The following is a 14,581-nucleotide window of genomic DNA, read 5'->3' on the forward strand; positions in this document are numbered from 1 at the left end:
GTCAGTTGCAAGAAGACCACTAGCACTTACGCTAAGAGCATTGTTCGTTGCCGGGTCAACTACCGCCGTGAACACATTGCTCCCATTTAAATTCAATCCGTTCCCTGCCGTATATTGAGTATCGGTATCAACACCTGCAGTGATATCCGACAATGGAACACTTACCGTATTACCATTCTCTATGCTTATTTCTAAATTAGGACCATTTACCTGAAAGTTTTGTAAATCCTGTTCATCGGTATTATCCAAATAAGAACTTAAACTTAATGCATTCGATGCCTCCCCGTTCACGGTACTTACCAGTTCATTGCTACTATTCAAACTAAGTGCATTACTGTTGATAATATCCACACCTGTTCCTGTTACACCGTCCACTGTTGTACTTAATGTATTGACAACGCTTGTATTGGATACCGTTGTTGCCGGTATTAATGAACTCGGAGCTACCGTTACCCAGTCGCTACCATTCCATTGAATCAAATCTCCAGCTGTAGTTCCATTTACAAGATTCTCTAAACCTACTGCATCATCCGCCAACTCTGCATTTGTTATTCCATCTGCAGACACTGCCAATGTATATGGGTTCACTGTTGAACCATCTCCGGAACGGGTCAATGTTCCACTACCGCTTGTAACTCCCACTACTTCATTTCCTATTACACCATCGTTCTCTGTTACGGTAACCGAACCTAGATCCACCAATGTCCAGTCGGAACCGTCCCATTGCATTACTTGGCCTAAAGCTGTACCATTGGCCAATTTCCCCAAGGTAACGGCATCATTCGCTATATCACCGGTAGCGATCGTCCCGTCCAAGATATCGGAGGATTCGACTGCCCCTGTGGCCAGTTCCGCCGTGGTTATGGCATCATCCGCCATCTTCGCATTGGTGATCGCATTATCCGCAACATCTACGCTTACATCTTTAAAGATAGAATCATCACCTCCTGTAATAGCTATCGTAGCATTAGTTGAAGATAGTGTACCGTCCGCAATTGCGGTCTCATCTACAGCTACCGTATATTCTGTATTATTCCCAGTTGTCGATGAACTTACACTAACTCCTGTTCCTGCCGTTACACTTGTTGTTAATTCACTTGCAGCTACTTCAGCATCCGTAGCCAAACTTGCGTCCGCACTGAACACCGTCCCGGTTAAAACCAAGCCTGTGCCTGCCGTATACTGGGTGTCATTATCGGTTGCACTTGCCAGAGCTTCGATTGCCCCCTGTACATCGGTTGCACCAAGTGATGCCGTACTATCATCGAAAGTAACCTCACCTGCATTCTGATCATCAGTTGCAAGAAGACCGCTACCACTTACACTAAGAGCATTGTTAGTTGCTGGGTCCACTACTGCCGTGAACACATTGCTCCCATTTAAATTCAACCCGTTCCCTGCCGTATACTGGGTATCGGTATCAACACCTGCAGTGATATCCGACAATGGAACACTTACCGTATTACCATTCTCTATGCTTATTTCTAAATTTGAACCATTTACCTGAAAGTTTTGTAAATCCTGTTCATCGGTATCAACCGTTGCATCCGGCACATCGATGGTAAAGTTTGGATAGGTCCCGCCTACCGTTACATTACCATTACCACCATCAACGATACTTACCGTTTGGTCCGGTGAAGCATTGCTAACCGTGTACGCCGTATTGTTTCCTGAAGTTGACGCACTTACAGTAATATCCGAACCTGCAACAACACTTGTTGTTAATTCATTGGCCGCTACTTCTGCATCCGTTGCCAAACTTGCGTCCGCACTGAACACCGTCCCGGTTAAAACCAAGCCTGTGCCTGCCGTATACTGTGTATCATTATCGGTTGCATTTGCAAGAGCTTCGATTGCCCCCTGTACATCGGTTGCACCAAGTGATGCCGTACTATCATCGAAAGCCACTTCACCTGCATCCTGATCATCTGTGTCAGTAGCATAAAGACCGCTAGCACTTACGCTAAGAGCATTGTTAGTTGCCGGGTCAACTACCGCCGTGAACACATTGCTCCCATTTAAATTCAACCCGCTCCCTGCCGTATACTGGGTATCGGTATCGACTAATGCAGCAATATCAGCTATGGCCACTGAAAATGTATTACCCTCACTATCCGTAATTACTAAATTCGTATCCGTAGCATCTATAGCGTAAGATGTTATGACCGTATTGGTATCTACTCCAGTAGTAATATCAGCCAATGGAACACTTACCGTATTACCATTCTCTATGCTTATTTCTAAATTTGAACCATTTACCTGAAAATCCAATAAATCCTGTTCATCGGTATTATCCAAATAAGAACTTAAACTTAATGCATTCGATGCCTCCCCGTTCACGGTACTTACCAGTTCATTGCTACTATTCAAACTAAGTGCATTACTGTTGATAATATCCACACCTGTTCCTGTTACACCGTCCACTGTTGTACTTAATGTATTGACATTACTCGTATTCGATACCGTTGTTGCCGGTATTAATGAACTTGGTGTAACAAATTCCCAATCCGTACCGTTCCATTGGATAAGGTCTCCAGAAGTTGATCCTGCAGTTAAGTTCTCTAAACCTACTGCATCATCCGCCAACTCTGCATTTGTTATTCCATCTGCAGACACTGCCAATGTATATGGGTTCACTGTTGAACCATCTCCTGAACGGGTCAATGTTCCACTACCGCTTGTAACTCCCACTACTTCATTTCCTATTACACCATCGTTCTCTGTTACGGTAACCGAACCTAGATCTACCAATGTCCAGTCGGAACCGTCCCATTGCATTACTTGGCCCAATAAAGTACCGTCGGCTATTTTATCTAATGTTACTGCGTCATTTACCAATTCTGCCGTATCTATAGCATCATCCGCCATCTTTGCATTGGTGATCGCATTATCCGCAACATCTACGCTTACATCTTTAAAGATAGAATCATCGCCTCCTGTAATAGCTATCGTAGCATTAGTTGAAGATAGTGTACCGTCCGCAATTGCGGTCTCATCTACAGCTACCGTATATTCTGTATTATTCCCTGTTGTCGATGAACTTACACTAACTCCTGTCCCTGCCGCTACACTTGTAGTTAATTCACTTGCAGCTACTTCAGCATCCGTAGCCAAACTTGCGTCCGCACTGAACACCGTCCCGGTTAAAACCAAGCCTGTGCCGGCCGTATACTGGGTATCGGTGTCGACTAATGCAGCGATATCAGCCAATGGAATTTCCACTACATTGCCTTCACTATCCAATAAGGTCAAGGTATCATTGGTACCGTCGGAATCAGAATCCGTTAGACTCAATGTGCTATTCGTAGTATTCGTATCCGTCAAGGCGGCGATATCAGCCAATGGAACTTCAACTACATTGCCTTCACTATCCAATAAGGTCAAGGTATCATTGGTACCGTCGGAATCAGAATCGGTTAAACTTAAGGTACTATTCGTAGTATTCGTATCGGTCAATGCTGCAATATCAGCCAATGGAACTTCCACTACATTGCCTTCGCTATCCAATAAGGTCAAGGTGTCATTGGTACCGTCGGAATCAGAATCGGTTAAACTTAAGGTGCTATTCGTAGTATTCGTATCCGTCAAGGCTGCGATATCAGCCAATGGAACTTCCACTACATTGCCTTCACTATCCAATAAGGTCAAGGTGTCGTTCGTTCCATCGGAATCAGAATCCGTTAAACTTAATGTGTCATTGGTAACCGTTGTATCGGTCAAGGCGGCTATATCAGCCAATGCAACTTCCACTACATTGCCTTCGCTATCCAATAAGGTTAAGGTGTCGTTCGTTCCGTCGGAATCAGAATCGGTTAAACTTAATGTACTATTCGTAGTATTCGTATCGGTCAAAGCGGCGATATCAGCCAATGGAACTTCCACTACATTGCCCTCACTATCCAATAAGGTCAAGGTGTCGTTCGTTCCGTCGGAATCAGAATCGGTTAAACTTAAGGTACTATTCGTAGTATTCGTATCCGTTAAGGCAGCAATATCGGCCAATGGAACTTCCACTACATTCCCTTCACTATCCAATAAGGTCAATGTGTCATTGGTACCGTCGGAATCAGAATCCGTTAGACTTAAACTGTCATTGGTAACCGTTGTATCGGTCAAAGCGGCAATATCGGCCAATGGAACTTCCACTACATTGCCTTCGCTATCCAATAAGGTCAAGGTGTCGTTCGTTCCGTCGGAATCAGAATCGGTTAAACTTAAGGTACTATTCGTAGTATTCGTATCCGTCAAGGCGGCAATATCGGCCAATGGAACCTCCACTACATTGCCTTCACTATCCAATAAGGTCAAGGTGTCATTGGTACCGTCGGAATCAGAATCGGTTAAACTTAAGGTGTCATTGGTAACCGTTGTATCGGTCAATGCTGCTATATCAGCCAATGGAACTTCCACTACATTGCCCTCACTATCCAATAAGGTCAAGGTGTCGTTCGTTCCGTCGGAATCAGAATCGGTTAAACTTAAGGTACTATTCGTAGTATTCGTATCCGTTAAGGCAGCAATATCGGCCAATGGAACTTCCACTACATTCCCTTCACTATCCAATAAGGTCAATGTGTCATTGGTACCGTCGGAATCAGAATCGGTTAAACTTAAGGTGTCATTGGTAGTATTCGTATCCGTCAAGGCTGCAATATCGGCCAATGGAACTTCCACTACATTGCCTTCGCTATCCAATAAGGTCAAGGTGTCGTTCGTTCCGTCGGAATCAGAATCCGTTAAACTTAAGGTGTCATTGGTAGTATTCGTATCCGTCAAGGCGGCTATATCGGCCAATAGAACCTCCACTACATTACCCTCACTATCCAATAAGGTCAAGGTGTCATTGGTACCGTCGGAATCAGAATCGGTTAGACTTAAGGTGTCATTGGTTACCGTCGTATCAGTCAAGGCTGCAATATCGGCCAATGGAACTTCCACTACATTGCCTTCACTATCCAATAAGGTCAAGGTGTCGTTCGTTCCGTCGGAATCAGAATCGGTTAAACTTAAGGTGCTATTCGTAGTATTCGTATCCGTTAAAGCGGCAATATCAGCCAATGGAACTTCCACTACATTGCCTTCACTATCCAATAAGGTCAAGGTGTCGTTCGTTCCGTCGGAATCAGAATCCGTTAGACTTAAACTGTCATTGGTAACCGTTGTATCGGTCAATGCTGCTATATCAGCCAATGGAACTTCCACTACATTGCCCTCACTATCCAATAAGGTCAAGGTGTCATTGGTACCGTCGGAATCAGAATCGGTTAGACTTAATGTACTATTCGTAGTATTCGTATCCGTTAAGGCGGCGATATCGGCCATTGGTATGGAAACCGTATTTAAATCACTGTCAGTTAAGATAAGGTTAACCCCATCTTCAGTTAAAGAAGCATTCGTTGTATCCGAATCAGTTGATGTCAATTCCCAAGAATCCCCATCCCAAAAATAGATAGTTCCTGTTGTTGTGTTAACGTACAAATCCCCAAGATCGGCTCCTGTAGGGCTATTTACCCCAGGTGCAGCTACTTCGGTTCCTTGCAATACTTCACAATTACATTGATCTTCTAAATTTACAATAGTCTGCGAAAATGCGAATCCTGAAAACATTAAGAAAATCAGAATTAATATTTTTCTACTCATGACAAATTCCTTACTTATTATGGTTTCGTATTTCAAAATCTTAGAGTTTGTTCTGTTCGGTTTCAATTCTACTTAGAATGAATTCATTTTTATACAACAAACAAAATTAGTCCTATCACCTCCTTAGGAAAATATTTGTTGTGTATGTTGGAATTTGTACTGTATAGCAACGTAATCATGAGGTGTGGACAACGACATTTTGAGATTTTACGGGTGTTTCATTGGTCGATGAGCCTAATTATATCAATGGTTTCGAGAGACCAGCATTGTAAGGAATTTCTTATTTTTACATGGTCACCCAAGCATTTGAAATACTAATTTTAAATTTCAATATGCGTAAAAAAAGAAATAATCATCATGACTAATGATTACATAATGACTATGGATAGTATAAAGGTTTTCTCACTTTAAGTTAAAAATCCTATTTTGATACATTTCCAAAAATTTATTAGGGAAATACGGGTTTCATTAATTTATTACTAATACAAAAAAGACCATTATTTTTCAATCATCATCCAATATTTTATCCATCTTAAAAAAACTTCTTCAGAAAGTATTTATGATAATAACCACTTGGAAAGAATTCAATGACTTTGTATAAGAGAATACTAATTTTCTTGTTTTAATCGACATCAATATTTTTACAGATGAAATCTGCTAAACAACAGAACTTGTATACATTATTTGAATAAAGATGGCATAAGGCTGACTTGTTATTCGGTTTAATTCAATGGACCATCATTAGTTATTTGATACAATCTCTTACTAATGAGAATTCTTTAATACCCTCGAACGATCTAATTCAAATTTGTAAAACGTAAAATTTATCAATTAGGATTAACCCTATAAGTAATCCTTCGGTTGGTAATTACAGTATACACCTTTAAAATACTAAACGGGGAAAACTCAGAAGTTGAATTGCCAACAGTCGCCGTTGCCGAAATATATTCCCCTTTCGCGACCCCACTTGGTAGTGGGATACTAAATTTGAACTTATTGGTCGTATCGGTATTCCCATCCAAATCAGTATAGGAAGAAGTCCCTGAGTCTAAATCGGTTCCGCTGCCTTCAACAACAGTTGCTATGTAGGTCTGACCTTCACCATAATCTGTGGTCATACCGAGCTGGTTATCCCCCAAAACAGCATTTCCTTCATTGATATCGGTCAAAAAGAATTCGATAATGGCCCCTGGTCTTGCCCAACCTTCAATGACAATCGATGTACCGGTAATATTGGATAAGCTAATGACAGGGAAATTCATGGCCCCATTCGGCCCAGCATCAGCATCACTGTTATCATTTAATGTAACCCCATCTCCAATGGCATCGGATGCATCCAAATCGATTCCCAGCGCATCAGAGGCTGTACCATTACCATAGAACGAATTCTGTGAAATGAGATTCCCCGAGGTATTCCCTCCAGCAAGCACGAGTCCTGGGCCGCCATTGGATGCAATAATATTATTTGAAATAGTTGAATTACTCCCATCCAGTCGAATACCTGCATTCGCTACATTTCCACCGCAATTTCCCCCATCTTGTCCTGAAGAGGTCACGGTGTTCTCGGTAATGAGCACACCACCAGTGATTCCGTCCCCATCAATACCGAGAGAGGCGGCATTCTCGACCAAGTTTTGTTGAATTACAATACCAGAACCGTTTTCGATGGTAATATTATCATCACAAGCAGCATCACCATTTGCTGTAATTTGGTTATTTTGTATCGTGGATGATGTACCACCATCTATAAAGATGCCCGCATCGGTGTTGGTTGCGATATAATTGCCATCGACCAGCATTGTACCATCGGTGATTTCAACGCCATAATCCACATTACCGGCATTTGACCCTAAGGCATTTACGCCCAGTAAATTGTTAATAATCGTGGTTGAACCACCATCAACCCGTATAGCAGCATTATTATCAGCGTACACCGAGATATTTCTTATGATTGTATTACTCCCTTGTGTTACCAACACATCTCCTCCATTTCTATGAACTTGAATTTCCGGACGATCATAACTTGGCAGAACTGTTGCGGATATACCTACGGTAGTGCCCCCTGAACCAACAGTTCCTGCATTGGAGTTCCCTGAATAGGCGGTTTGTGTTCTTCCGTCTATATGGGTGTCATTATCGGTAATAACAGGTAAGGGACTACCATTTGGAATATCTATATCAAAGTAACCGCTTGAATAATTGGCATCTGCCGTTCTTCCCAATGGATCACTTGGTGGTGGAATCATAAAAACTGAAGTGTCCTCACCTGCTGCAGGGTCAAAAATACCATTTGCCTCGATATCAAGTCCTGTTTCGCCAAGTGTATTACTATTCAAGATAAATTGCTCCAAAGAACCTTGACCACTACCATTGGTATTGACAATGGTATTAAAATTGAATCCAAAATCAAGACCAAGGGCGCCTTCGCTTGAAATTTGCACTGTGGCTATAGTTTGTGCCCCTGTCAGATTTCCCGCCCCGGAATCGACACCAGAGGGATAGGCGCCACCCACTTCATTTGTCACCTCGACTTTGGCACTGGAAGCGAAATATGTCTTAAAGGTTTGAACAGGTATACATGTGGAGCATGCAGCCCCTCCACCTCTTGATGATTTTACGGTATTATTAACGACCCTAACACTATAATTGCCATTGGCCATACCCGCGAAAATGTATTTACCATTGGCATCCGTTGTGGTAGACTCCACAAAAAATCCAAAAACATTGTACAGTTCAACCCTAGCGCCTTGAACAGGCACTCCAGAGGCAGTCGCCAAATTCCTTCCTATTCCTCCACCGTAATTTACATCTTCAAATACTGTTCCCGAAATAAGGTTTGAAGGAACCTTAAGTATAACGGCATTCATAATTACTAAATCCTGACCTGATTGTACATTAACTGTTACCGATGTTTCCCCGGGAAGTACAAATGAAGAGAAATCGTATGTATCTAAATCCATACCATGGGCGTTGGTGTCATTGACCGGAGTGGCATCACTATTATCAAAAATAGTGGAGTTAAACGGATTACGGGAAAAAAAGGAATTATCCCCATCCCCAATTAATGGAAGATTGCCTAAACCCGTGTTTACCGTAAGATTTTCACTTGCATTAAAATTTTGATCACCCTCCCAAGAAAGTACTGTTGTCTTTGCACCAGTTGTACCTATTGCAAAAAAACCACTCATGGTAAATGATGAATTTGAATATCGCTCTGGATTGAAGCCTTGATAAATGTTTATCGTTGAGGCTGATAAGCTTGTATCTTCATAGAAAACAATCAACGACCAACCACCCAATACAGTTGAATTACCACAGTAGCTACCTCCATTGTCTATTGTTAAACCACTAAAATCAAATGAATTGGAATTTGGTGATGCTATTCCTGAAATTATACTGGTAACATCACTAACACACCCATAATAAGGGCCAAAACCACCAGTATAATTTGCGCCATAAACCAAATCAGCAGTTACGGAATTACCTTCAAATGTTACTTGGGTATCAGGATTGGCCCCTGAATGTGCCCAATACAAATATGCCTTTTCTATCTTTGCACCAGCTGGTATATCCGAAGTTAGGGAATTACTCGAACTAGCGTTAACAGTGCATACATTCCCAGAACTACCATTCGCTCTTAGTGAACCACCTGTGGAAGTATATCCGTAATAACCATTGAACTGATCGTATAAAGCCAAGGGTTGATTAAATAATACAACTTCATCATCTACAATAGTGCCCGAACCTACATCACTTATAATTACAGAAGGATCGGATACAAATGTTAATTGAATAGAGAAAGCCTTATCCCCATCGTATAAACTGTTATCGATAATCGGTATGGCAAATTGATCCATGTCTCCTACATTACCATTGAAATTCAAGGTTCCCGTACTGGCCGTATAATGCGTTCCTGACAATGCTGAACCATTAACTGTTTGATAATTGGCCGTAAATGCCCCTCCAGCATTGTTGCCTATATGGGATACGGTAAATGTTGCAGTACCATCATCTTCGTTTACAGAAACATCCCCTATTGAAAGGGCTGGGGGGGTAGCAATTATATCAAATGAAACGGTCCGGGTTGACCCTGATGTTAAATCTGAGCTTAAAATTAAGACACCATCTTGATACACCCTTACATAAGATCCCCCTCCATTCCAACCATCACCATAGCGATCCTCTAAATAAATATCATAATTAGTACCATAAGGTACTCCTGTATAAGTTTGTGGACTACCAATATTATTATATGAGTTATTCCCAAATCCATTATAACAAGCCGCTGGATTACAAATTCTCCCTCCTATTTGAGTATTTGAAGGGTCTCTAAATGTAACTCTATTCTCAGAAGACCAATTTGGCCAATTTACTTCAATAGTTATTGTAGCCTGTGCTTGAACACCAACTCCTAAGAATAAAAATATCAGAACAATATAAAACCCTGGAACCTTTATTTCCATCATTTGATTAAATAACATTTGGGTAAAAATACCCATACAGTCCAATATGCCGTAACTAATGTTGTATAACCCCTGTTTTAAGGTATGAATCAATCAAAATGCATCATTTCCTACAAAAAAATAAATGCATTTTGCACATAAATATAAGAATATAAGCAAGTTACAAAACAATTTAAAAAGAAAGGGCACCTTCGTTGAAGGTGCCCTTTCTTTTAGTAAATAGACATTTATTCCAAGATAATAAATTCTGACCTACGGTTTTTCTCATGCTCTTTGGCCGAGCAACGAACTCCATTTTCGCATTTATTGATTAATTTGGTTTCCCCAAATCCTTCACCTTTTAATCGATCTTCGGCGATGCCTTTGGAAATCATATATTGAACGGTAGCCTCTGCTCTTTTCTGCGAGAGCCATAGATTATAGGCATCACGACCACGACTATCGGTATGCGAATTTACTTTTATCTTCAGACTTGGGTATTTTTCCATTGCCGCAATGACCTTTTCAACCTCTATCTCTGAATCCTTACGGATATTGTACTTATCAAAGTCGAAATATATGGTACTCAATTGGAGTAATTTGGCCAAATCATCACCAAATCCTGCCGTAACCTGATCTCTCTCTAAATAGAAATCGATTATGTTAGGCTTGCCATCGGATTTACCTAAATATTCTTCTGAAGGCACGTAACCCTGCATTAAAGCCCTTACGAAATTACCTCTATTACAGTCTATTGACAAATTGTATTTACCGTCCGAATCTGTGACCGTGGTCAATAATTCCTGATTATCCTCATCTATGACCTTTACGGTTGCACCGACCAAAACTTCATTGGTTATCTTGTCCCTTACCGTTCCTGAAACGGATTGATCACAAACCAGTTTTAAAGGTTCTGTTTCCACAAATGAATAAATATCATCTGCACCTAGGCCTTCATCCCTATTGGATGCAAAATACCCTTTTCGTGTATCTTCTGAAAAAATGAACGTAAAATCATCCATTTTACTGTTCACAGGTTCCCCAACATTCATTACAGCCCCGTTATATTTACCCGACTCTATCTTTGTCGCGAAGACATCGAGCCCACCAAGACCGGGATGGCCATCTGATGAGAAATACATAACGTTATCCGAGGTAATAAAAGGAAAAGTCTCCCTTGCCTCCGTATTTATCGTATTACCCAAATTCTCGGGGGTTCCGAACATTCCGTCAGCATACAATGAAACACGAAAAATATCTGACTGCCCCAATGAACCTGGCATATCCGAAGCAAAATACAATGTTTTCCCATCTGGACTAAAAGCAGGGTGCGCAGTAGAATACGAATCACTGTTAAAAGGTAATTCCTCAATATTGGACCAAACACCATCCACTAATGTCGCCCGTAATAATTTAAGGCGGATTATACCATTTTCATCAGTAATGTATTTACCATCCTTAAAATTGTTACGCGTAAAGTAAAGATGTTTCCCATCATTGGTTACTACAGAGGTTGATTCATGCAATCTGGTATTGATATCATCCCCCAGTTTTGTGACCCGATTATTATCGATACTATCACTATTGACTTTATAAAGATCCAAAAAGTCTTTCGAATTCCATGTATGCCTATATTTAGCTAAATTTCCCGTATCCCTATCAGAAGAAAAAATTAGACCCTTTTTGTAGTAAGAAGGAGCAAACTCCGAATAAGTGGTATTATATTCAAAAGGCTTTATTTCGTATCTACCGGAATTCTTTTTTATTTCTTCTAAATAATCTTTCTCCTGCTTGAAAAACCCTGCCCTTAAATCACCGGACGTCATTTGGCTGAATTGGTCCATCAATTCTTGGGATGCTTCATAATCACCCAAACTTTTTAGACTCTGTGAATATCTAAAATAGTATTCCGGTCCTATTTCAGTCTTGTAATCTTTTAATAATCTTTTGTAAGTATCCGCCGCTTCTTTATAGTCTGCATTGAAATAATATGAATTACCTAGGTTTTTCAATAATTCGGCCGAAACATATCCCTTGTCCAGAACTTTTTTATAGATATCTATTGCAGGACTGAACGAATACTCTTGATATTTTCGATCGGCCTTGGTCAGAAACCTTTCTTGCGCCCATGTACTATGAGACATCAAAAATGCCAAAACGACAATAATTAAAATATTTTTCTTAACCATCTTTTATTGCTTTTAGAAGAATCTAGGCGAAACAAGATTTCGGAACGACTTGACCAATTCATATCTTAAGAAAACCTCGAAAGATCCATCATTAAACTGAGTACCTCCTAAATCCGTGGTTTCCCTATCATAAGCCAATCCTAGCATCAACTGATCTGAAATCTGAAAACCTACCATTGCACTAACTGCAGCGTCCCATCTGTACGCAGCACCGAATGTGAATTGATCGTTCAGCATAAAACTTGCCGACATATCTACTTGTAAGGGAGCCCCGCCAACTACTTTGGTCAATAGTGCAGGCTTAAATTTCAAGTTCCCGTTTAAATCCATTACATAGCCGGTAATCAAATAAAAGTTTATACGCTCTTTTGATAAAAACTGAATATCGTTGGAATCTTGATTACTATTGTCAAAATGCTCTGTTTCCAATAAGTTAGGAGCTGAAAGTCCGGCATAAAACGAATTAGTATGATAATAAATACCAACACCTACATTCGGCGAGAACTTATTTTCAATATTTTCTTCATTTACAGGTTCCACATCAAAATTTCGTAAACCCTGAAAATCCAAATTCAACAAGTTTCCACCTGCCTTTAATCCAAAAGATAGTTTTCCTTCCCTGGAGACGTCTATGGTATATGAAAGAATCGCGTCGAAATATGTTTCTTGGATCACTCCGTCCCCAATTTCATCGTTAACTATTGAAACTCCATACCCAAGTTTACTGTTCCTGATTGGTGAATGAAGGTTCAAAGTCTGCGTTTTAGGTGCTCCATCCAATCCTACCCATTGCGAACGATATAATGCGGCTATACTCAATTGCCCTCTAGAACCTGCATAAGCCGGGTTTACACTCATTGTATTATACATGTATTGGGTGTACTGGGCATCTTGTTGAGCAGATACAATCTCTGTAGTCAGTATTGATAACAATACTACTAGAATGCTATTTCTTAAATTCATATAAATAGTATAAGGTATTACTTACTGACGTAGATATAACCACTATCAGTATTGTTCTCACTATTCCCTTTTTGATACTCAAAGATATAAAAATATATACCGGAAGGAAGATACTCACCAGCACTCACAGTGGACCTGCCTTTAGACCTACCATCGAATACATTATTCTGATTATTGTAATTCTCACCCTCGTAAACGGCAACACCCCATCTATTAAAAATTTTCAAGGAATTATTGGCCGCATTTCTAACTCCTTTTATAAATAGGAAATCATTTTTACCATCACCATTCGGAGTTACCATTTGGTTAACCAAAATAGCTTCCTCCTCTACCTCACTAACTTGAACCGTTACTATGGCTGTATCACAGTTTGAAGGGTTTGCAACTTCACAGATTGAATATTCTATGGTATATGTACCTTCAGCCGTATTCGGCACCACTTCAATACTACCATCAGGATTGATTATTAATTGCTCTGTAGGTGTAACTGACAAAATAACATCTTCAGGGCTTACCGGTTCACCATCTAAAGTATCATTGTCAAAAATATTTCCATTAGGCACCACATCTCCATTTGTACCATCAACAAAAACACCAGAATAATCGTCATCCACGGCATCAATCTGAGTATTTGACATATCCACAGTTATCGTCACAGTAGCGGTATCACAATTCCCCATAGCATCACAAATCGTATACTCAAATGAATCTGTACCGGTAAACCCTTCATTTGGAGTATATGTAACCGTGTCGTCATTAGGGTCATCTGGAGTTCCCCCATCATTAATTACCACTACGCCATTAGAAGGATCACTAACTGTTAAGGAGTCGATATCAGGTATACCGGAATCGTTTGCCAAAATGTCAATATCTACTGGTGAATCCATTTCTGTAGAAGCAGTATCATCAACAGCATCTATCATAGGTGCTGTTCCCACTTCAATAGTTACAGTTGCCGTATCACAATTACCTTGGGCATCGCATACCGTATATTCGAAAGAGTCAGTGCCTTCATAATCAGAATTTGGTGTGTATGTTACGGTATCATCAGTTGGGTCGTCAGGTGTTCCCCCGTCATTAATAACAATGGTACCATTTTCAGGATCAGTTACAGTCAAAGTTCCATTTTCAGGAATACCCATATCATTCTCTAAAATATCAATGGTCAAAGGTGTATTTACATCTGTTGCGACCATGTCATCAACAACATCCAATAAATCATTCATAGGATCAAGGTAATCCGGTGTACCATCACCGTCTGTGTCGTCATTGGTTGGGTCGCCATTTCCATCGGCATCTTCATCCGGGGTGTCGATACCATCACCGTCATCGTCAAGGTCCCTATAG

At 40.5% G+C, this 14,581-nt stretch carries 5 protein-coding genes; all 5 read right to left on the reverse strand.

The features are described 5' to 3' along the window. The coding region (locus GJ691_RS16290) for a beta strand repeat-containing protein (RefSeq protein ID WP_154368826.1) at positions 1-5,640 on the reverse strand (5,640 nt) is incomplete at its 3' end. 827 nt (positions 5,641-6,467) lie between these two features. Beyond that, the gene (locus GJ691_RS16295; RefSeq protein WP_154368827.1) at positions 6,468-10,106 is read right to left on the reverse strand and encodes a beta strand repeat-containing protein; all 3,639 of its coding nucleotides are present in this window, start codon (positions 10,104-10,106) and stop codon (positions 6,468-6,470) included. 224 nt (positions 10,107-10,330) lie between these two features. Further along, positions 10,331-12,271 (reverse strand): OmpA family protein, encoded by a 1,941-nt coding sequence (locus tag GJ691_RS16300; RefSeq protein WP_154368829.1) that lies wholly within the window; start codon positions 12,269-12,271, stop codon positions 10,331-10,333. Positions 12,272-12,283: 12 nt separating this feature from the next. Further along, positions 12,284-13,234: a PorP/SprF family type IX secretion system membrane protein gene (locus GJ691_RS16305; RefSeq protein ID WP_154368831.1), complete on the reverse strand. Its 951-nt coding sequence runs from the start codon at positions 13,232-13,234 to the stop codon at positions 12,284-12,286. Between the two features lie 17 nt (positions 13,235-13,251). Next, positions 13,252-14,581, reverse strand: a 1,330-nt coding sequence (locus tag GJ691_RS16310) for an Ig-like domain-containing protein (protein ID WP_154368833.1), incomplete at its 5' end; no start/stop codon positions are given.

It is taken from the genome of Maribacter luteus, from assembly GCF_009674825.1.
GTDB classification, from domain to species: Bacteria; Bacteroidota; Bacteroidia; order Flavobacteriales; family Flavobacteriaceae; genus Maribacter_A; species Maribacter_A luteus.

Coding starts and splice junctions, on each gene's coding strand:
- GJ691_RS16295 (WP_154368827.1), bottom strand. CDS start 10,106: ATGATGGAAATAAAGGTTCCAGGGTTTTATATTGTTCTGATATTTTTA.
- GJ691_RS16300 (WP_154368829.1), bottom strand. CDS start 12,271: ATGGTTAAGAAAAATATTTTAATTATTGTCGTTTTGGCATTTTTGATG.
- GJ691_RS16305 (WP_154368831.1), bottom strand. CDS start 13,234: ATGAATTTAAGAAATAGCATTCTAGTAGTATTGTTATCAATACTGACT.